The 21,730-nt window shown below is 62.8% G+C and carries 10 protein-coding genes; 2 read left to right on the forward strand and 8 right to left on the reverse strand.

Annotated elements, in window-relative coordinates; translation table 11 throughout:
* Positions 1-14: 14 nt before the first annotated feature.
* Both E3O56_RS13000 and E3O56_RS13005 read right to left on the reverse strand, forming a co-directional pair.
* Positions 15-1,568, reverse strand: a complete 1,554-nt coding sequence (locus tag E3O56_RS13000) for a DUF726 domain-containing protein (protein WP_248128381.1) — start codon at positions 1,566-1,568, stop codon at positions 15-17.
* A 259-nt stretch (positions 1,569-1,827) separates the two neighbouring features.
* A complete protein-coding gene (locus E3O56_RS13005) occupies positions 1,828-13,218 on the reverse strand; it encodes an autotransporter-associated beta strand repeat-containing protein (RefSeq protein ID WP_248128382.1) in 11,391 nt (3,796 codons plus the stop codon).
* A gap of 321 nt (positions 13,219-13,539) precedes the next feature.
* Here E3O56_RS13005 and E3O56_RS13010 point away from each other — a divergent pair, with 321 nt between their 5' ends.
* Together E3O56_RS13010 and E3O56_RS13015 are read left to right on the forward strand one after the other, a co-directional pair.
* Positions 13,540-15,348 (forward strand): monovalent cation:proton antiporter-2 (CPA2) family protein, encoded by a 1,809-nt coding sequence (locus tag E3O56_RS13010; RefSeq protein ID WP_005787577.1) that lies wholly within the window; start codon positions 13,540-13,542, stop codon positions 15,346-15,348.
* A gap of 72 nt (positions 15,349-15,420) precedes the next feature.
* Entirely contained in the window at positions 15,421-15,975 is a 555-nt protein-coding gene (locus E3O56_RS13015; protein WP_032876365.1) for a hypothetical protein, read from the forward strand.
* Positions 15,976-16,003: 28 nt separating this feature from the next.
* On the opposite strand, the gene E3O56_RS13020 is transcribed toward E3O56_RS13015, so the two are convergent.
* The 6 genes from E3O56_RS13020 to E3O56_RS13045 all read right to left on the reverse strand — a co-directional run bounded on the left by E3O56_RS13020 (position 16,004) and on the right by E3O56_RS13045 (position 21,727).
* Positions 16,004-16,720, reverse strand: a complete 717-nt coding sequence (locus tag E3O56_RS13020; RefSeq protein WP_032876368.1) for an alpha/beta fold hydrolase — start codon at positions 16,718-16,720, stop codon at positions 16,004-16,006.
* A gap of 10 nt (positions 16,721-16,730) precedes the next feature.
* The gene (gene cobF, locus E3O56_RS13025) at positions 16,731-17,486 is read right to left on the reverse strand and encodes a precorrin-6A synthase (deacetylating) (protein ID WP_248128383.1); all 756 of its coding nucleotides are present in this window, start codon (positions 17,484-17,486) and stop codon (positions 16,731-16,733) included.
* Between the two features lie 45 nt (positions 17,487-17,531).
* Entirely contained in the window at positions 17,532-18,086 is a 555-nt protein-coding gene (locus E3O56_RS13030) for a histidine phosphatase family protein (protein ID WP_148854184.1), read from the reverse strand.
* An 87-nt stretch (positions 18,087-18,173) separates the two neighbouring features.
* Entirely contained in the window at positions 18,174-18,650 is a 477-nt protein-coding gene (locus tag E3O56_RS13035) for a YbjN domain-containing protein (RefSeq protein WP_032876374.1), read from the reverse strand.
* A gap of 173 nt (positions 18,651-18,823) precedes the next feature.
* The gene (locus E3O56_RS13040; RefSeq protein WP_032876377.1) at positions 18,824-20,164 is read right to left on the reverse strand and encodes an MFS transporter; all 1,341 of its coding nucleotides are present in this window, start codon (positions 20,162-20,164) and stop codon (positions 18,824-18,826) included.
* 33 nt (positions 20,165-20,197) lie between these two features.
* Entirely contained in the window at positions 20,198-21,727 is a 1,530-nt protein-coding gene (locus tag E3O56_RS13045; protein ID WP_248128384.1) for an AMP-binding protein, read from the reverse strand.
* Positions 21,728-21,730: the final 3 nt, after the last annotated feature.

Raw genomic sequence — 21,730 nt, forward strand, 5'->3', positions numbered from 1 at the left:
TGGGCAGCAGCTTATCAGTCGGACGCGACTGTGCGCATCACCGTATCGCGCGGCAAATCAAAGGCCTCTACCACTTGCACAACCAGGTCCAGCTCCTGGTTCAGCGCCTCGCGCTCCATGCGCTGACGAATCACACCGACCACCAATACCGCCAAGGTGGTGATCGAATACGCCGGGCCGGAAAACGCTCGCACGCCGCTGACCAGCAACATCGCCGCAGCCAGCGCCTGGCCCACCACCGGAATCGCCGTGGCTGCACCCCGACGCAGGATAAACCCGGTCAGCCCGGCCAGCGCGGTACCGCTCAAGGCGGTGGTGGCCGAGCGGCCCACATCGAAGCGCGTGAACAGCCCCTGCTCTTTTTGCGCGGCGGCCTTGAGTTCGGCGTCGAACGCCTGACGGTCGGTGCGGCTGAGTTTGTCCTTGTACTGCTCGATCAGTTTTTCAGCGACCTGCGCTTCGATATCCGCCAGCGCCACGCTTTGAAGTGGCTCGTCGAACTTGATGCCCAGGCGTTGCGCCACCTCCTCGGCAATCTGGCGATAGCTCACCCCGTGACCACGGGCCAGGTTCATGAAGCTGTCACCGCCCATGCGCTGCAACTCGATGGCCAGTTTCAGCGGTTCACGCACACTGGCGTCGATCGAGGCACTGCGCTTTTGCGCCATCAGCTCGGCGAGGAACTTCAGCTCTTCAGGACGCGCCTGCACCAGCGCCGGGAACAGTTCGGCATCTTCTTCGGCAAAGCGCACTTCGCTGCTGCGCAGGTCGGCACGGATCAGGCCACGGCGCTCCTGCAACAAGTCGGTGTACTGCACCACCGTCTTCAATTGCGGCCAATAAGCGGCATGATCAAAGCTGGCCAGATGCACATTGGTGACCTTGGTCTTGAGTGCAGGCGTAACGTCAATCGCATAACGGCCGATGCAGCGCTCGCTATCCGGCTTCAAGGCCAGCGCCCAGTCCTTGCTGGGATGGCAGTTGATCAGCCGGCCCTTGAGCGGCGCCGACACGTCATCCCAAGGGCTTGACGTACAGATCGCCCCGCCCATCAGCAACAGGTTATTCAACGGCAGCTCGCGGGCGATATCGGGGCTGGCCAACAGACTCTTGACCAGAATACGTGCGCCCAGGGAATGACCGATCAGGTTGATGCGCCGCACCGGCAGCGCCTCGTCGTGCAGGTAGCCGGCCAGTTCAGGCAACAAGGTCCTGGCCACTTCATCGACCCGCGCCTCGACACTTTTGTAATGGTCAAGAAAATAGGCAATCGCCCTACCGACGCCCACCGTCGCTGCGCCCAGGCCACCACCGCCAAGCATCGAAGCGATCACATCCTTGAACGGCGCGAACAAGTTTTCCAGAAAGTGCCCCGCCGGCCAGAACAGCATCAGGTTGGTCGAGCCTTCGATACCCGCCAGTTGTGCCTTGAAATTGCCCAGTTGCTGGCGGTTGAAGAAGGCCGAATAACCGTGAACATAGAGATTGAGCACATCCCCCTGGGGCTCGCCACATAGAACGAATGTGGGCTTGCGGGTGCGGTGCATTTCATCCCACTGGTGTTGCATGGGCCGGTGACTCCTGTTGGCAAGGGATGGCGATAGTAACAAACAGTGCCCGCAAGGAAGGTGAATCCTGACGGGCGTTAGCCACGTTCAGGACAACGGGAATAACCCGAGTCGAGCACGCCACACCAGCCGCGCTCCGGAAGAAATTGTGTGTACATTCTTCAGCCTGGCGGGTGAGCAATAAACTCTGTGCATTCAGGAACCAGTATTACTTCAAAAAAAACCGCCCTTTCGGGCGGTTGAAAAAACTCGGCCTTGATCAAAAACCGAGGGAGAAACTCACCGTCACTGCATGGTCCTTGTCGTTGCGCGAGAGTTGACCCGAGTAGCCCAGGCCCAGCTTGCCGTTCTGGCTGATCTGGTAGTCCAGGCCCGCCTCCACCACCGCGCTGTCCTTGGCAATCGGCACGCCCTGGGTGCTGAACGAGCCACCGCCATTGATGAAGCTCAGGTCGGCGTCAGGCTTGGTATCGCCGAAGGCATGGCGCCAGCCGATGCTGCCCCGTGGGGTGATTTTCGAGCCGTTGCCCAAGGTAAGGGTCTGGCCGATGCGTACGCCCAAGGTCGAGTAGGTAATACTTTGGTCGGCATCGCCACGCAGGGCTGCCGAGCCGCCTTTTTCCTTGATCGTATCGCTGTCGTAGTTGACGTAGGCCAGGCCGGCGAACGGTTCCAGGGCCACGCTGGCGGTTTGAATGGTGTAGCCGACTTCACCGAACACCTGGGCACTGCGTGCCTTGTAGTCGGCTTTCAGGCGTTGGCCCTCACCGCCGACCGCCACGTTGCGTTTGCTTTCGATGTCATGCCAGCTGTACGCCACGCCCATGCGTGCGGCGAAGGCTTCCTGCTGGTAGGCGGTGTAGGCCATCAAGTGATAACTGTCCACATCGGCGCTGGAATTGCGGCGCTTGGCGTCCAGGTCGCTACGGGTGTAGCCGGCGGCCACACCGACGCGCCAGGCGTCGTCCACTTGCTTGTCGGTGCCCAGCAGGAAGCCGCTGAGATTGCGATCCAGCTTGGCGGTGTTGCTGTCACCGCCCATATGGCCCCAGGTGCCGAGTACGCGCATCCAACCGACCATCTCGCCGTGACAACCGGCGCTGCTCAGGTGGTTTTCGCTCGGCGCCAGGGCATTGCGTGGGTCGTCCTCGCGGTAGCAACCGGGTTGGCGCATACGCTCGTTGACCGCGTCACGTACGTAACGCGAATCTTCGAGCATCGCGCTGGCAGTGCTGGCGTGGATCTCGCCAGACAAGCTGTCGAAGGCTGCACGCGCTCCTGCCACGTCAGAATTGAGCAACGCGTTCTGCACCGCCGCGCCACCGACGGCTGCGCCGCTGCCCAAGGCCGCCGCCACGCCGCGCTGGTTAGCGGTAGCCGCCACACTGGCATAGCTGACGTTGTTGCGGCTGACCGCCAGTGCCACCTGGGTTGGGCTGTAGTTCAACGCAGTAGTCAGGAACGCCAGGTTCTCCAGGTTGGTGGTGGCAAAGGTGCCGTTGACCGCGCCCGCGGTCAGCAGGGTGTAGGTGGTCGCGCCGGCATACGGTGCCAGGTTGATCACATTCAAGGTGCCGCCCAGGTTGGCAGTGCCGCCCACGGCCAGGGAGCCGGTGGTGGATGGGGTGATCACCAGGTTCAGCGCGCCCGTGCTGGCGTTGGTGAAGTTGCCGGCCACGGTTAACTTGCCGCCGTCAGGCGTCACTGAGCCGTTGTTGACCAGCGAACCGACACTGCCGTTGCCGGTCAGGCCCGCACCGCTGGCCACGGTGACCTGACCGCCGAGCACCCCGCCTGGGTTGGCCGCATTACCCACCTGCAGCACGCCCTCTTGCACCGCTACGGTACCGCTGAACGGCTGGTTGCCGGTCAGCAACAGCGCGCCGGTGCCTTGCTTGACCACCGCACCGGTGCCGCTCAAGGTGCCGTTGAATTGGCCATTACTGCTTTGGGCAAATACCAGACTGGCGTTGTCGAGGATGCTGCCTTGCAGGCTGGTGGTATTGCCCACCAGCGTACCGCCACTGACCGTAGTGCCGCCGGTGTAGGTATTGGCGCCGGTCAGCAGCAACGTGCCGGAATCCAACTTGTTGATCCCACCGGTTCCCACCAGCGGTGCATCGATCTGGGCAGTCACGCCGGAGTTGACCCGCACCGCAGCCAGGCTGCCATCCGCCGCATTGGTCGGGCTCAAGCTGCCCCCAGCGCCGGCCGTCAGGGTGTAACCGGCGTCAAGGAATTGCAGACCGGTAAAGCCTTGGTTACCGACAACCGTCACGGTGCCGCCCTGCCCGCCAAATACCGCGAACTGGTTGGTGGACGCCTGCCCTTGGGTACCGGTGGGGTCGGTCCAGTTGGTGCCCGGGCCCCAGGTGCCACTGCCACCGGTGATGGTGCCGTCGGGGTTGGTGGTGCCGCCGTTCCAGAACTGGATCTGCCCTGGGGCATTTTGCACCACCAGGTTGAGCTGGTTGGCCAGCGCGGTTTGCAGGCTCACGTTGCCCAAGGCGACGGGCAAGGTGCCAAAGGTAAGGCCGTTATCGACCAAGCTGCCGCCATAGCGGAACAGCTGATACACGCCCAGACCGAAGCCGCCGGCATCACTGACGTTGAGCGTTCCGTCCAGGGTCAGGTTGCCAGCGACATTCACCGCAGTGCTCGAAGCACCCGGCGCGCCGAGGGCGAAGTCCAGCGTGGTACCCGACGACAAGGCCAGCGAGCCCACCGACAGTGGGGTCGCCGAGCCCGCCTTGAGCACCGAACCGTCCGCCATGCTCACCGCACCGCCCAGGGTGCCGCTGCCACCCAGGGTCGCGCCGCCGGCAACTTGCACCGCAGCGCTGTTCAAGGTGCCGTTGACCAACAGGCTGCCGGTGTTGACGTTGGTAGTGCCGGTAAAGCTGTTGTTACCGGTCAGCAGCAACGCGCCGGTGCCGGTTTTGTTCAGTACGCCGGTGCCGGTGAGGTTGCCGGTGTAGGTGCCGTCGGTGGCTTGCTCAAAGGTCAATGCCGCATTGTTGGCGATGGCGCCTTGCAGGCTGTTGGTGTTGCCGGTGGTGGTGCCACCGTTGAGCGTGGTGCCGCCGCCGTAGGTGTTGGCACCCGCCAGCAGCAAGGCGCCGCTGCCGTTTTTCACCAGGCTGCCGGTGCCGCTGACGACGCCGTTGAGGGCCAGGTCATGGCTGCCGGCCAGGGTCAGCGGGCCGCCCAGATTGACGGCATTGGCCAGTTGCAAGTCAGTGCCACCATCCAGTTGCGCAGCGCCGCCGACAGTCAGGGCACCGCTGCCCAGTGCAGCGTTGTTGCCCAGCACCAGTTGACCGGCGTTGAGGCCGGTGCCGCCGCTGTAGCTGTTGGTGCCATTGAGGGTCAAGGTTGCAGCGCCGTTTTTCACCAGGCTGCCGCTGCCGCTGATGCCACCATTGAGGGTCAACGCGTTGCTGCCGCCAATCGCCAGGGCGCCGTTGAGTACCGCTGCATTGGCCAGGCTCACTGCCGCGTTGCTGTCCAGGGTGGTGCCCGCCGCGGCAGTCAGTACGCCGGTGCCCAGGGCACTGTTGTTGCCGACCACCAGAGTGCCGCCGTTGAGCGCAGTGCCGCCGGTGTAGCCATTGGCGCCGTTGAGCACCAGAGTGCCGCTGTCGAGCTTGGCCAGGGTACCGGCACCATTGAGCGTGACGCCCAGGGTGGCGGTCACGTTCGGATCGACGCGCACCGCGGTGTTGCCGGTGCCGCCATTGACCAGGTTAAGCACACCCGCCGTGCCGGAGGCCAGGTTATAGCCATCGGTGACAAACTGCATGCCGGTGATGTTTTGCGTGCCGTCCACCGTCACATTGCCGGCTGCGCCCTGGAACACTGCGAAACTATTGGTCCAGCCTTGGTTGAGCGTGCCGTCGACATTGGTCCAGTTGGTATTGCCGGTGCTCCAGGTACCATTACCACCGTCGATGGCAGCGTTGCCGATCAGGTTATTGCCATCCCAGAACTGCACAGTAGTGTTAGGTGCAGTCACCAGCAGGTTGACCTTGTTGCTGATGGCGGTCTGCACTTGCAGATCGCCCGGCACCACGCTGCCCGGCAGTATGCCGAGGGTCAGGCCGTTGTCGGTAAGCGCCCCGCCGTAGTTGATGAGGTTGTAGACGCCGCTGCCAAAGCCGCCGATATCGGTGACGTTGAGGTTGCCGTCCAGGGTCAGGTCGCCGCCGACATTCAGCAGCCCGGTACCACCGCCCACAACTGGGGTGCCTAGACCGACATCCAGATTGGAGTTGCCGCCCAGCACCAGCGAGCCCAGCGACAGCGTGCTGCCGGTGTTCAGGCCGATATGACCGCCGTCGGCGACGGTCACGGCACCACCAAGAGCACCGCTGCCAGTCAGGGTCGCGCCGTTGTTGACCGCCACCGTGCCACTGGCCAGCGAGCCTGTGACATTCAAGGTGCCACCGTTGACGTTGGCGGCGCCGCTGATGCCATTGGTGCCGCTCAGGTTGAGCACACCGCTGCCGTTTTTATCCAGGCCACCGGTGCCGCCCAGCGAACCGCCAAAGGTGTTGTCCAGGTTGCTGCCGCCCACCGCCAGCGTGCTACCGCCCGCCACCTGCACCTCGCCTTTGCCGGCCAGCGTGTTGAGGCTGGCATTGCCGCCCAGGTTGAGGCTGGCGCCGCTGCCGACGGTAACGCCGGAAGTGCTGCCCAGTGCGCCGTTACCCAACGTAGTCACGCTGCCGCCGGCCACAGTCAGCGGGCCGCTGAAGCTGTTATTGCCAGTGAGCAACAGGTCCGCCGCGCCATTTTTGATCAGCGCCGCATTACCGGCCAGTACCCCAGCCAGGGTCAGGTTATTGCTGCCTGCGACGGTCAGGTCGCCATTCAGATTGACCGCGTTGGCCAGAACCAGCGGCGTGCTGTTGGCCAGGGTCGCCGCACCGCCGACGGTCAAGGCGCCCGAACCCAGAGCCGTGGCGTTGCCCAAGATCAACGTACCGGCGTTGAGGGTTGTGCCACCGCTGTAGGTGTTGGCGCCGTTGAGCGTCAGGTTGGCGCCGCCGGCCTTGGTCAGGGAACCGCTGCCATCGACTACGCCATCAAGGCTCAGATCATTGCTGCCGCCGACTGTCAGCGCAGCATTCAGGCTGGTGTTATTGGCCAGGGCCAGTGCAGCGCTGGTATCCAGGGTCGCGACGCCATTGACTGCCAGGGCACCGCTGCCCAGGGCCGATGCGTTGCCCAGGGTCAACGACCCCGCGTTCAGTTGGGTGCCACCGAGGTAGGCATTGGCGCCATTAAGGGTCAGGTTGCCCGCACCGGTTTTGGTCAGGCCGCCGGCACCACTGACCACACCGTTCAAGCTCAGGTCGCCAGTCCCCAGAATGTCCAGGTTACCGGCCAGGTTCAGGGTATTGGCCAAAGCCACCGCGGTGCTGCTGTCGAGGCTGGTACCGGCTGCCGCGTTCAACGCGCCACTGCCCAGTGCGCTATTGGAGCCCAGGATCAAGGCGCCGGCGTTGAGTGCGGTTGGCCCGGCGTAGGTGTTGTTACCACTGAGGGTCAGGTTGGCGATGCCATTTTTGATCAGGCTGCCGGTGCCGGCCACGGTGCCGGCCAGGGTCAAGGCGTTGCTGCCGCCAACAGTCAACGTACCGTTGACGTTCACATTGTTGGCCAGGTTGACCGCAGCGTTGCTGTCCAAAGTGGTGCCATTGGCGGTGGTCAACACGCCACTGCCCAGGGCACTGTCATTGCCGACCACCAGCGTGCCGCCATTGAGCTCGGTGCCACCGGTGTAGCTGTTGGCCCCGTTGAGTACCAGGGTGCCGGTGTCCAGCTTGGCCAGGGTACCGCCGCCATTGAGCGTGACGCCTAGGGTCGCGGTGACGCCAGGGTCGACCCGCACGGCGGTGTTGCCGCCGGTGCCATTGAACAGGGTCAAGGCCCCCGCCGTGCCACCCGCCAGGTTGTAGCCATCCGTGACGAACTGCAACCCAGTGATAGCTTGCGCGCCGTCAACGGTGACGGTGCCCGCTGTGCCCTGGAATACCGCAAAGCTGTTCGGCGCCCAGGTTGTATTGAACGCGCCGTTGACGCCGGTCCAGTTGCCGGTGCCTGCGCTCCAGGTGCCGCTGCCGCCTTCGATGGCACCGTTGCCGGTGACTTGACTGCCGTCCCAGAACTGCACGTTGGTACTGCCGTTGACCAACAGGTTGACCTGGTTGCCGATGGCGGTTTGCAGGTCCAGATCAGCGGCTGGGATATTCACCGGCAGGCTGCCCAGTTGCAGGCCGTTGTTGGTCAGGCCGCCGGTGTAGTCGATCAGGCGATAGATACCGGTGCCGAAGCCGCCGATATCACTCACGTTGAGCGTACCGTCCAGGGTCAGGTTGCCGTTGACCTGTACCAGTGCCGTACCGCCGGTGGATGGCGCGCCAAGGCCGGCATCCAGGTTGGAGTTGGCATTGAGCAACAACGAGCCGGTGGTCAGGGTAGCGCCCGAGTTGACCGCCAGGTGGCCGCCATCGGCGATGACCACATTGCCCAGCAAGGTACCGGTGCCGCCCAGGGTTGCGCCGCTGCCCACGCTCACATTGGCGCTGGCCAATGAGCCGTTGACGAGCAGGCTGCCACCATTGACCAGCGTATCGCCGGTGAGCGCGCTGAGGCCACCAAGGGTCAGGGCGCCCGTGCCGTCCTTGGCAAAGTTGCCGAGCCCGGCCAATACGCCGTCGAACGTGCTGTCGAGGTTATTACCGCCAACGCTCAATGTGCTGCCCGCCCCGACTGTCGCCAGCCCTGTGCCGGTGAGCGCGCCCAGGCTGGCGGTACCGCCCAGGTTCAGGGAGGTACCGCCCGCCAGATTGACGCCGGCACCGACACCCAATGCCCCATTGCCCACGGTGGTAAGGCTGCCCGATTGCACATCGAACAAGCCGTTGAAGGTGTTGTTGCCAGTCAGGCTCAAATCAGCCGTGCCGGTTTTGATCAGGTCACCACTGCCTGCCAGTACACCCGCAAGGGTCAGGTTGTTATTGAGACCGCCCACTGTCAGGCCTGCATTGAGGTTGACCGCGTTGGCCAGCACCAGCGGTGTGCTGTTGGCCAAGGTGGCCGCACCGCCGACCGTCAAAGCGCCGGTACCCAGCGCCGCTGCCGTACCGAGGGTCAAGGTGCCCGCATTGAGGGTGGTACCGCCTTGATAAGTGTTGACGCCGTTGAGCGTCAGGTCGGCGGCGCCGTTCTTGACCAGCTCGCCAGTGCCACTGAGCAGGCCAGCCAAGGTCAGGTCATTGCTGCCGGCTACGGTCAGCGCCGCGTTCAGGACGGCATTGTTACCGATGGTCAAGGCTGCATTGTTATCCAGGGTTGCGGCGCCACCAACGATCAGATTGCCCAGCCCCAGCGCCGCCGCATTGCCCAGGGTCAGCGTCCCGGCGTTCAGTGTGGTACCGCCGAGAAAGGCATTGGCACCCGTCAGGGTAAGGTTGGCAGCGCCGTCTTTAGTCAGGCTGCCGGCGCCATTGATCGCCCCCGTCAGGGCCAGGTCGGCGGTGCCGCCGATGCCCAGATTGCCCGCCAGGTTGATTGCATTGTTGACGCTCAGCGCAGTGCTTGCATCCAGGGTTGTACCGCCTGCCGCATTGAGCACGCCAGCGCCCAACGCGCTATTGGCCGCCAGCACCAGACCACCCGCATTCAAGGCCACCGGGCCAAGGAAGGTATTGCTGCCACCCAGGGTCACAGTGGCCGCGCCATTTTTGATCAAGCCGCCCGTGCCGCCAATCACGCCGTTGAGCGCCAACGCGTTGCTGCCCGCCAGGTTCAGGTCGCCGTTGAGGGTGACGTCATTGCCAAGCGCTGCCGCGGTATTGCTGTCCAGCGTAGTGCCCGCCGCAGCGGTCAGGGCGCCAGTGCCCAGCGCGGTGTTACTGCCGACCACCAACGTACCGCCATTGAGCAAGGTGCCACCGGTGTAGCTGTTGGCGCCACCGAGTACCAGTGTGCCGGTATCGAGTTTATTCAGGGCACCTGCCCCGGTGATATCGACGCCAATGGTCGCGGTTGCCAGCGGGTCGACACGCACCGCGAAGTTGCCACTGCCGGTGCTCAATTGCCCCCCGGTGCCATTGACCAGATTGTAGCCATCGGTGACGAATTGCATGCCAGTAAGGGTCTGCGCACCCTCCACGCTGACGGTACCCGCCGCGCCCTGGAACACCGCAAAACCGCCGCCCCAGGTCTGGTTGAGAATGCCGTCGGCCGAGGTCCAGTTGGTGCCGCCCGCCGTCCAGGTGCCGCTGCCACCGTCAACACTGCCGTTGGGCACGGTGTTGCTGCCGTCCCAGAAGCGGATGTTCGGTGCCGACACCACCAGGTTGACCTGGTTGCCCACCGAGGTTTGTACCAACAGGTCACCCAGGCCATAGCCCAACGGCACGCTGTTGACGTTCAATGCGCCGGCCAGGCTGCCGGTGTAGTTGATCAACCGATACACACCGGCACCGAAACCACCGGCATCGCTGACGTTCAGGTTACCGGCCAGGTTCACATTGCCACCGACATTCAGCAACGAAGTCAGCGAAGGTGCACCGAGGGCCACATCCAGATTGCCGCCGGCGCTCATGTTCAAGCTGCCGGCGGATAAGGTCGCTCCGCTACCCAGGGCCAAGTGCCCGCCGTTGTTGATATTCACCGCACCCAACAGCGAACCGCTGCCGGTCAGCGTGCCGCCACTATTCACGTCAACCACCGCACTGCCCAGGGAACCGGTGAGGTTCAAGGTGCCTGCGTTGATCGCCGTGTTACCACTGATGCCGTTGATCCCGGTGAGGTCCAGCGTGCCGGTGCCAACCTTGATCAAGCCACCCGCGCCACTGAGGCTACCGTCAAAGGTACTGCTGGTGCTCAGGCCGCCTACGGTGAGATTGAAACCACCGCCCACCGCCACGTCGCCCGTGCCGCTGAGGCCGGCCAGGCTGGAATCGACATTCAGGTTCAGCGCCGCACCGGCTGCCACGTTGGCGCCGGAACTGCCCGCCAGGGCATCGGCGCTCAACAGCGTGACGCTGCCAGACAGGATATCCACGGCGCCAGTGAAGGTGTTGCTGCCCGACAGGGCCAGATCGGCCAGGCCATTTTTGATCAGCGCACCCGCGCCGCTGATCACGCCGTTCAGGGCCAGGTCGTTATTGCCCGCGAGGCTCAAGTCGGCATTCAGTGCAATGTCGTTGCCGATCCCGAAGGCCGCGCTATTGTCCAGGGTGGCTGCGCCGCCGACCGTCAAGGCGCCGCTGCCCAGCGCGCCCGATGTGCCCAGGGTCAAGGTACCGGCATTGAGGGTGGCGCCACCGCTGAAGGTGTTGGTGCCGTTGAGGGTCAGATTGGCCAGGCCGTCCTTGATCAGCGGGCCCGCGCCGCTGATCGTATTGCCCAGGGTCAGCGCATTGGTGCCGCCAACGGTCAGCCCGGCATTGAGGACAATGCCATTGCTCAGCGCAACCGCCGCGCTGCTGTCCAGAGTCGCCGCGCCGCCGACAGTCAGGTCGCCAAGGCCTAGCGCCGAGTTGCTGCCGACGGTCAGTGTGCCTGCATTCAAGGTGGTGCCACCCAGGAAGCCATTGGCGCCACTGAGAATCAGGTTGGCCGCGCCGGCTTTGGTCAGGCTACCGGCACCATTGATGCCACCGCTCAGGGTCAGATCGGCGGTGCCGCCGATGCCCAGGTTGCCCGCCAGGTTGACCGCATTGGTCAAGGTGACGGCCGTGCTGGCGTCCAGGGTCGTGCCCGCCGCCGCATTTAATGCTCCGGAACCCAACGCGGTAGCGGAACCTACCACCAGCCCACCGGCATTCAGCGCGGTAATCCCGGTGCGCGTATTGTTGCCAGTCAAGGTCAACAGGCCCGCACCGGTTTTGATCAAGCTGCCGGCGCCGGACATCACCCCGCCCAACGTCAGCGGGTTGGTGCCGGTCAGCGTCAGGTTGGCGCCCAGCGCCACGTTGTTGGTGAGTAACGACGCACCGCCAGCATCAAGGTTCGCGGCACCCGTCACACTCAAGCCACCGCTGCCCAATGCGGTGTTATTGCCCAGCACCAGTGTGCCGGCGCCCAGGCTGGTGGTGCCGCTGTAGCCGCTGTTGACGCCATTGAGAGTCAGGCTGCCCGCACCGCTGTGGGTGATCCCACTGGCGCCGGAAATCGCACCGCCCAAGGTCAGCGCGCCGGCGACGTCGGTGGTCAGGTTGCCGTTCAGGGTCAGCGCATTACCCAGGCTCACAGTACCGGGGGCCTGCAAGGTGGTGGCTGCACTGACCGTCACTGCGCTGCTGCTCAAGGCCAGGTTATTGCCCAGTTGCACCGAACCGCCGGCCAGGTTCGTCGCACCTGTGTAAGTATTGGCGCCGCTGAGGATCAGTTGCCCGGTACCGGCCTTGGTCAAGCCGCCCGCGCCCGAGAGCACGCCGCTGAGGGTCAGCCCGGTCGAGGCACCCTGCACCGTCAAGCCGCCAGTGCCCAGGGTCAACAAATTGGACAGGGTCAAGCCATTGCCGGTGGCCTCGATGGTCCCGCCGTTGGCGGTCAACACACCGGTGCCGAAGGTGGTGTTGTTATTGAACTGCGAAATGCCGCCATTGAGGGTCGTGCTGCCGCTGACCAAAGGCCCTTGCAGGGTCCAGGTGCCGCTGTTGATGGTCAGGTTGTTGAAGTTGACATAGTTGGCGCTCGACGCTGTGCCAGTCCCCGTGATACCGCCGCCGACACCCGTGGTGTTCTGCAAGATCAAGGTGTTGCTGCCCAGCGCGCCACCATCCACTTGGCCGGTGGGCGCGAATGTCAGGTTCACACCGAGCAGTCCGCCCAGGCTCGCGCCGATGCCGCCGCCGTTCGTTACGCTTGAACCGGTGACAGCGGTGAAGGTGTTGGTGCTACCGGCCCCCATCGACACACCGCCGGATATAGTCCCGGTGTTGAGGAAAGTGTTACCAGCGGTGGAGCTTTCGAACGCCACGCGCCCGGTCAGGGTGCCGTTGTTGGTCATGTTGACTTGCCCGCCGCCTTGCACCGCCACCACTGGGGTGTCGGAAGTGAACAGGGTCAGGCCGAGCAAGGACGAAGAGCCGATGGTGCCGTTGTTGACGATGGTGGTGATGCCGCCTGCACCGTTGGTGGCGTTCAGGGCCATGCCATCGAGCGAGGCCAGGTTGAGCCCCAGCAGCGCACCGGTACCGCGCATGATGCCGGTGGCGGTGTTGGTGATGTTCAACGCGCTGGCTGCCGTGTTGCCGATCACTACGCCACCGCTCAGCACTGAAACCAATCCCAGGAGTGCCGGGTCAATGGTGCCGGAGTTATTCAACGTCGCGTTGTTACCCGTCAGGGTCAACGCTTTGCCGCCCAGCGTCGCATTGAGTTGCGCTCCGGCGCTGACGTTGACCGTCAGGTCGTTGACCGCGCTGCTGAAGGTGTTGAGGAACAATGGCAATGACGGCACGCCCGTACAGGTCACCGTCGCGCCGGCTGCAGGACTTGCCGGGGTACAGGCAGCGAACACATCCGGGCTCGCCAAGCCCATGACCAAACCGGCCACGCCCAGGCGGATAGCAAGAGAAAGCGCAGAAATACGAGGTACAGCGGCAGTCGCAAGTCTTCTATCCACGTTCTACTCCTTGTGGTGCAAGCGTTTCGTCCATGAATGCGTAAAAAGCCCGGGTTTAACCTTCCACACGCATCGAATTCGAAATACCTGACCGTGTTGACTAACAATCCAGTTTGTCGAAACGTTAGTAGAGCCACGGAAAAGTCATTGAATTAAATGGTATTAATACTTTCGTAAAACCCGTGATCGAATGGGGTAACAACCAACATCCATTGACTGTCGCGACAAAAATACAAGTTTCAAAATGTGAAAAAGCGTTCTAATAGCGCCCTATTTCCCTCTGCGGTTAGCCGTTGATTCAAGTAAACAATGGAGTTCGCAATGCCCCATGAAGGCAACCTGTTACAAGCGGCCGTAGTGTTCCTGCTCGCTGCCGTGCTCACCGTGCCCCTGGCCAAGCGCCTGCAATTGGGCGCGGTGCTGGGCTATCTGTTTGCCGGTGTGATCATCGGCCCGTCGGTACTCGGCCTGATCGGCAACCCGCAAAGCGTGGCGCAGTTCTCTGAATTGGGTGTGGTGCTGCTGCTGTTCATCATCGGCCTGGAGCTGTCGCCCAAACGTCTGTGGGTGATGCGCAAGGCCGTGTTCGGTGTCGGCCTGGCCCAGGTGCTGCTCACTGGGTTGGTCATGGGCGCGGTGGCGCTGTGGCTGTTTGGCCAGCCATGGAACAGTGCCATCGTGCTGGGCCTGGGCCTGGCGCTGTCCTCCACCGCGTTTGGCCTGCAAAGCCTGGCCGAGCGCAAGGAGCTTAACCAGCCCCACGGGCGTCTGGCTTTCGCCATCCTGCTGTTTCAGGACATCGCGGCCATCCCGCTGATCGCCCTCGTACCCTTGCTGGCCGGTGGCAGTCACCCAACCACCGAAGCCGAGGGCCTGCGCCATGGCTTGCAGGTACTGGGCAGCATCGCCGTGGTGATCATCGGCGGGCGCTACCTGTTGCGTCCGGTGTTTCGCATCGTCGCCAAAACCGGTCTGCGCGAAGTATCCACCGCCACCGCGCTGCTGGTGGTGATCGGCACCGCCTGGCTGATGGAGCTGGTGGGCGTGTCCATGGCCCTGGGGGCGTTCCTCGCCGGCCTGCTGCTGGCAGATTCGGAATACCGCCACGAACTGGAATCCCAGATCGAACCCTTCAAGGGCCTGCTGCTGGGGCTGTTCTTTATCAGCGTGGGCATGGGCGCCAACCTCAGCCTGCTGCTCAGTACGCCGCTGGTGGTGATCGGCCTGACCCTGCTGTTGATCGGGTTGAAACTGCCCCTGCTGTACGCCGTTGGCCGCATGGTCGGCGATCTCAATCGCGAAAGCGCCTTGCGCCTCGGCGTGGTACTGGCAGCCGGGGGTGAATTCGCCTTCGTGGTGTTCAAGATCGGCCGCGACCAAGGCCTGTTCGAACCACACCTTTACGATGTGCTGGTGCTGACCATCACCCTGTCCATGGCCTTGACCCCGCTGTTGCTGCTGGTGTGTCCGAAGCTGTTCAAACCCAAGGTCAAGCCGGTGGAAGTGCCGGAGGAATACCGCGCCATCGAAAGCGACGCGCCCCGCGTGGTCATTGCCGGCATGGGGCGCATGGGCCAGATCGTGGCGCGGATCCTGCGGGCGCAGAACATTTCGTTTATCGCCCTCGACACCTCCGTGGAAACCATCGAGCTGACCCGCAGTTTTGGCGGTATGCCGGTGTTCTACGGTGACCCCCAGCGCCCGGAAATTCTCCACGCGGCCAAGGTCGATCAGGCGGAATTCTTCGTCATTGCCATGGACGATCCGGAGATCAACATCAAGACCGCCGCTCTGGTGCGCAGCCTCTACCCGCACATGAAGATCATCGCCCGTGCCCGTAACCGCCAGCACGTACACCGCTTGGTGGACCTGGACGCTTCACCGGTGCGCGAAACCTTCTACTCCAGCCTGGAAATGAGCCGCCGCACCCTGGTCGGCCTTGGCTTGAGCCAGGCTCAGGCCGACGCGCGCATCAACCGCTTCAAGACCCACGACCAGCAAGTGCTCGCCGCGCAACACGCGGTGTACGACGATGCAGCCAAAGTCATGCAAACCGCTCAGGAAGCCCGTACGGAACTGGCGCGCTTGTTTGAGATGGACAGGCTTGAGGAAGAGTCCGACAAGGTGTGACATGGAGAATGAACGAAATTGCGAATTTTCTGACAGAATACGCCGCAATTTCGTTCATCTCTGGAGCGCCACATGGCCACGTTCACCAAGACCGCAGTGCTGCTGGCCCTCGCGCTTACCGCCGGCAGCGTGTTCGCTGCCGCCAAGCCAACCACGCAAAAAATCTCCACCTTGGGTGGCAAGTTCACCTTCAACCTGCCCAAGGCTTACAGCGCTGACACCCTGCCCTCCGGCAAGGCTGAGGACGGCACCGCTGATACCCAGGGCACGCTGTATGCCAACTCGACAACGAAAAGTGTGGTGATCGTCGCCGAAACCGTGCGCAACGATGGGGCAACCATCAAGGATAACGACCCGCAGTTCCTCGATGGTGCCGTGGCCGATTTCGTCAAGGACCAGAGCGCCGCCCTGCCCGACTTCAAGAAGCTGGGCGAGAAGAAACTCACTTACAAGGGCCTGGGCCTGCGCCAGGTTGACAGCAGCGCTACCCAGGGCGGCGGCAAGACCTTGAACTCCACGTTCCTGGGTGGTTCCGGCAACCATCTGCTAGTGATCCAGGCGATTTCCCGGGCCGATGATGTGAAGGGGCATGCGGCATTGGTGAAGCAGATTACGGGCGGCAAGTAACCGCCCCTCCCACATTTTTTACTGCATTTTACTTCAGGCTTTTCTCTAGCCAGGCTTTCAAGTCCTGCACTTCCGCTTCGCTGATGGTGTGATTCATCCCCGGGTATTCATGAAACTCCGGCTTGAGCCCCAACCCCACCAGCACCTTATCTGCCTGCGTGGCCGAGCTGAAGGGCAGCGCCTGGTCCAAAGTGCCATGGCCAATAAAAATCGCCAGTTTGCCCATGGACGCATCAGGCTTCAGCGCAGACCTGAGTACCGGTAGCACGCTGCCACTGAGCGCGGCGATACCGCGTACCAACTCGGGTTCACGCAAGGCCACCTCGTAAGACATGATCGCGCCCTGGCTGAACCCCACCAGGAATACCCGATCGCTTTGGGTGTGGTACTTGGCGGTAGCCTTGACCACAAAGTCCTTGATCAGTCGGGCGCTGCTGAACAGTTCATCGGTCTCGCCGTTGTACTCAGGCTCATCAGTCTTGGTAAACCAACGATAACCGTGCGGTTCCACCGGCAGCGGCGCACGCACTGACAGGTAGGTCCAGGTGGATGGCAACGCGTCCTTGATACCAAACAGATCTTCCTCGTTGCTGCCAAAACCATGCAGGAAGATCACCAGCGGCTGGTTGCGCGCATCGCTCTGGGTTTGTTCCAGGTAGGACAACGGCAAGTCGGTGTGCAAGCCGGTGTCGGCATGAACGGCGCCGGCCACCAGGGCCAATGCGAGGGCAAGCTGTTTGAGCATCGGATTTACCTCAGGGTTTGCGCAACAAATAGGTGTCCATGATCCAGCCGTTTTCCAGGCGCGCCGCCTTGCGTACCCGTTCAATCTCTTCTGCCACGTGAGCCACTTTACCGCTGATCAGGATTTCGTCAGGCGTGCCCAGGTAGGCGCCCCAGTAAATATCCAGGTCCTGATCCGCCACGCTGCGGTAGGAATCTTCTGCGTCGAGCATCACTACCAGGGTATCGGCATCACTGGCCTGCCCCGCCGCCAGGCGACGTCCCGTGGTGATTTCGACGGACTTGCCGATACGGTTCAACGGCACCTTATGCTGGGCCGCCAGCGCCTGCACGCTGGTGATGCCGGGGATCACCTCGAACTCGAACACGCACCGGCCACTGGCCAGGATCGCCTGCAAGATACGAATGGTGCTGTCGTACAGCGCAGGATCCCCCCAGGCCAGGAACGCCCCCACTTCACCGTCAGCCATTTCTTCGTTGATCATGCGCTCGAAGGTGTGCTGCTTATCGCGGTTAAGGTCCTGCACAGCGGTGGTGTAGTCGATTTCACCGCGTACGCGCTCAGGGCAATCGGCCTCGACAAAACGGTAGCCGGGCTCGGTGATGTAGGTCTGGCAGATCTCACGGCGCAGGTCGATCAGCTTGTCCTTGCTCTGGCCCTTGTCCATCAGGAAGAACACGTCGGTACGGTTCAGCGCCTTCACGGCCTGCATCGTGATGTAGTCAGGGTTGCCGGCGCCAATGCCGATGATCAGGATGCGTTTCATGGGGTGCTCTCAGTGCGGGGCGTTGATTTTGCCATGATCTGCACGTCAGGCGTGAGTTTCCAGGCGCAGGCGCCACACGCCATTGAAGCGCAACTCAGTGGCCGACAGGGGCTCGACGTCGATCCGATAGAACATCGAGACCGGGAACTGCATGACGGAGAGTATCGCGGCGCGAATCACGAACGGGTGGGTCACGGCGACTGTATGGCCGGGGTGGGTTTCGAGCGATGCGAGCCATTGGCCCACACGCGCACAGAGCTGATCCACCGACTCGCCGCCATGGGGTGCGCGGGTGCTGTCGGCGCTCCAGGCCTTTAATTCCTGGCTATCGAGTTGGCTGATGTCCTGGCCTTTCCATAAACCGAGATCAACATCGCGCAACGCCACTTCAACCTCGGCGTGGGCGCCGAACAAGCCGGCTGTCTGGCGGGCCCTGGCTTCGGGGCCGCAGAGCAGGCGTGGCTGTTTTTTGTAGCGTCCGGCCAGGGAGCAAGCAGCACTTTGCCAGTCCATCGAGACGGACTCATCGTCGGGAAAACGCCCATGTTTTTGCAGGGGGGTGATGGCGTGGCAGATCAGGGTCAAACGGGTGGCGAGCATCGCACTTCACTCTGTTTTCGGTATGTTACTGCACCCCCAGTGTGAACGACGTACCTGTGGGAGGGGCTTGCCCCCTCCCACATTTAATCAGGCGGATGCACTCTCACTGAGCGGAGCGGCTGCGGCCTGAGCCTGCAACTGCGCGGCTTGCTGGCTGTATTCGCGCAGGTAGACGATAAATTCCTGCAACAGGCGGTCCCAAAGTTCCAACTGGCTACGCAGATGCGAAGCGCCGACACCGGCCACCACCACGTCCATCTCCATCAACAGAAACTCACCCTGCACCGACAACCGCGCAAAGCGCCGCGAGGCATTCCACACCTGAGCCAGGCCCTCGGGCAATTCACCCTGCACCCGCAGGGCGCAGCTGTAGGTAAAGTCCACATAACTGCCCTGCTCGGCCGCCGGGTTGCCAAAGCGCACGGCAAAACCGATGCCCTGACTGGCGCTGAGCAATTGCACAACGCCGTTCTGCTCAGACTGGTTGACCCGATACCCGGCTTCCTGCAACAGCTCGGTGAGGCTTTGAATGGATACGCTGGTGATCAGTTGAACATCGCTCATAGTGGTCTCTTCCTTGTTGATCATTGATTAAGGCGGTGTGCGAGCATCGAACCGATTAAGGTATAGCTCATCGCCAAAACCTTGGGTCAATTCATTGGAAATGACCCATTCTCATCACAACAACGGCTGGCCACCTTTTTTGGATCGTGCTGCATCAGTTGGATAAGCGTCGACTATGAGGCCGTCTTCGGGAGCAAGTCCCCTCCCACATCGGCGGGCACTAGCGCCGAATGACCGCTGGCGACAAAATCCTCCTTGCGCAACACCACCAATGCCACCAACGACACCACTCCGGTGGCCACGTAGAAGTACCACGGCGAAGTAATGTCCCCGGTCACCTTGATCAACCAGGTGGAAATCAACGGCGCACTGCCGCCAAACACCGCCACCGGCACGTTGTATGCCACTGCAATGCCGGTGGAGCGAATCCGCGTCGGCAGCAGCTCACTCATCAACGCGTAGGTCGACGACGCATACAGCCCGAACAGAATCGCCACCGCCATCAACGGTGCGAAGAACGACGCCGGGGTCGCGGTGGGTGCCGACTTGAACAGCCAGAACATCGCCAGGGTCGCCAGCGTGCCGATCACCATCAGGAACGGCTTGCGCCCGTATTTATCGGTAAATGCCCCGCCAAACGGCATCACGAAGGCGGCCGAGAAACTGGCAACGAACACGTAGAGCAAGGTGGTGCCGCTGTCGAACTTGAGGATCTTGGCCATGTAGGTCGAGGCGAAGGTCAGCACCAGGTAGAAGATCGAGCTGTGCAAGGTGATGATAAAGAACACCAGGGCAATCGCGCGCTTCCACTGCCAGACCTCGCGCAGCGGCGCCCGCGAAGTTTGCCCGGCGCGTTGCAGCGCTAAAAACTCGGGGCTGTCTTCAAGCTTGAGGCGGATGTACATGGAGATAAAGCCCAGGGGCGCAGCGATCAGGAACGGTACGCGCCAGGCCCATTCCTGCATGACCTCGGCGCCCAGCACCCAGGTCATGCCATTGGCCACGGCGCCGCCCAGCAACAGGCCGAGCACAGCGGTGACCATCAACCAGCAGGTGGCGAAGCCGCGGCGACCGGGCCCGGCGTATTCGGAGATAAAGCTGGTGACCGTGCCGATTTCGCCGCCCGCCGAGAAGCCCTGCACGCAGCGCACCAGGATCAGCAGGATCGGCGCGGCGATGCCCAGGCTGGCGTAGGTCGGCAACAACCCCAGCATCACCGTGGAACCGGTCATCATCACCAGCGCCATGATCAGGGTTTTGCGCCGGCCGATCTTGTCTGCCAGCGGGCCGAAGAACAGCCCACCCAGAGGGCGGATAAAGAAGCTCAGGGCAAACGCGGCGAAGCTGGCCAGCAGGCTGGTGGTGGGGTCATCGGAGACGAAGAACGCCTGGCCGATATAGACCGCGAGAAACCCATAGACGCCGTAGTCGTACCACTCGATCAAGTGGCCCGAGGTGGCGCCCAGAAACGCTCGGCGGCGCTTGCGGACAGTGTCTTGTGCGGGATTGCCCATCGTGGGGACTCCTTGTCTGATTATCGATCCATGTCAAAGCGCGGCGATACTCGCTGCTTTCAACCACTGCCGCAAGTCGGTCTTGAGAATCTTGCCGTAGCTGTTCTTGGGCAAGTCGCTGCGCCATACATATTTTTTCGGTTTCTTGAACGAGGCCATGCGCGTCAGGAACCAGGCGGTGAGTTCACCCTCATCCAGGGGCTGGCCGCTGCGCGTCACCACAAACGCCACCACCGACTCCCCCCACTGAGCGTCCGGCTCGCCCACCACGCACACCTCAAACACCTGCGGATGCTGGGCCAGCACTTCCTCGACTTCACGCGGGTAGACGTTGCTGCCGCCGCTGATGATCACGTCCTTGGAGCGATCCGTCAGGGTCAGATAGCCGGCTGCGTCTAGATAGCCGATATCACCGGTCAGCAGCCAGCCGTCCACCAAGGTTTGGCCAGTGGCTTGCGGGTTGCGCCAGTAGCCTTGCATCACGGTGGCGCCACGCACCGCGATTTCGCCGCGCTCACCGGTGGGCAAAGGCTGGTGCGCAGTATCGAGAATACGGATTTCCACACAGGACTGCGCGTGGCCCACCGAAGCGGCCAGGCTGGCCCAGTCGGGGCGTTGGCGATCGGCAATCACTGCACGGGGCAACACGCTGATGGTCATGGGGCTCTCGCCCTGACCGTAGATCTGCACCAGGCGCGGCCCGAAGGTGTCGGCGGCTTCACGCAGATCGGCCAGGTACATCGGGCCGCCGCCATACACGATGATCTTGATGCCAGCGCCGTGATAATCCTGGCGCCGTGCCTGCTCGACCATGCGCTTGACCATGGTCGGCGCGGCAAACAGCGACACATTGCCCACCTGCTCGGCCAGCCCGAACAGCTCGGCGGCGTCGAAGCCATGGGAGGCCGGCACCACATGGCGTGCGCCGCAGCGCACATGGATGAAGTTATACAGGCCAGCACCGTGGGACATCGGCGCGGCATACACTGCCGCATCGTCGGCGCTGACCGCATCGACATCTGTGGCGTAGCACAGCGACATGGCGACCAGGTTGCCGTGGGACAGCATCACACCCTTGGAGCGCCCTGTCGTGCCAGAGGTGTAGAACAGCCAGGCGAGGTCCTGGTCGTGGCGTGGCACCGGTTGTTCCAGGGTTGGCCAGCCAGTGTTGGGAGGTAAGAGGTGGCCGTCCAGCTCCTTGCAGCGCGGGGGCAAATCCCGTGATGAGAACACCCGGCCGCCATCGGTAAAGATCAAGCGTGCCTCGGCATTATCGGCAATCCACGCCGCTTCGCTGGGGTGCAGTTTGGCATTGATCGGCACTGCCACGGCGCCCATCCACCAGATGGCATAGAGCAATTCCAGATAGTCGCAGCTGTTTTTCATCAGCAGCGCCACCGCGTCCCCCGGCACCAGGCCGTGCTGGTCCACCAGGTGCGCGGCGCGTTGGCGCACGTGGGCGGCGAAGGTGGCGTAGTCGGCCACTTGGGTGGTGCCGTTGAACAGCGCCGGGCGTTGCGGGGCCCGACGCTGGGTGTCGTGCAGCCAGTTGGCAATGTTCATGGC

Origin of the sequence: Pseudomonas sp. W2Aug9, assembly GCF_023127755.1 — a bacterium.
GTDB lineage: Bacteria > Pseudomonadota > Gammaproteobacteria > Pseudomonadales > Pseudomonadaceae > Aquipseudomonas > Aquipseudomonas synxantha_A.

Coding starts and splice junctions, on each gene's coding strand:
- E3O56_RS13035 (WP_032876374.1), bottom strand. CDS start 18,650: ATGAGCGATGTTCAACTGATCACCAGCGTATCCATTCAAAGCCTCACC.
- cobF (WP_248128383.1), bottom strand. CDS start 17,486: ATGAAACGCATCCTGATCATCGGCATTGGCGCCGGCAACCCTGACTAC.
- E3O56_RS13010 (WP_005787577.1), top strand. CDS start 13,540: ATGCCCCATGAAGGCAACCTGTTACAAGCGGCCGTAGTGTTCCTGCTC.
- E3O56_RS13000 (WP_248128381.1), bottom strand. CDS start 1,568: ATGCAACACCAGTGGGATGAAATGCACCGCACCCGCAAGCCCACATTC.
- E3O56_RS13015 (WP_032876365.1), top strand. CDS start 15,421: ATGGCCACGTTCACCAAGACCGCAGTGCTGCTGGCCCTCGCGCTTACC.
- E3O56_RS13030 (WP_148854184.1), bottom strand. CDS start 18,086: ATGCTCGCCACCCGTTTGACCCTGATCTGCCACGCCATCACCCCCCTG.
- E3O56_RS13040 (WP_032876377.1), bottom strand. CDS start 20,164: ATGGGCAATCCCGCACAAGACACTGTCCGCAAGCGCCGCCGAGCGTTT.
- E3O56_RS13020 (WP_032876368.1), bottom strand. CDS start 16,720: ATGCTCAAACAGCTTGCCCTCGCATTGGCCCTGGTGGCCGGCGCCGTT.
- E3O56_RS13045 (WP_248128384.1), bottom strand. CDS start 21,727: ATGAACATTGCCAACTGGCTGCACGACACCCAGCGTCGGGCCCCGCAA.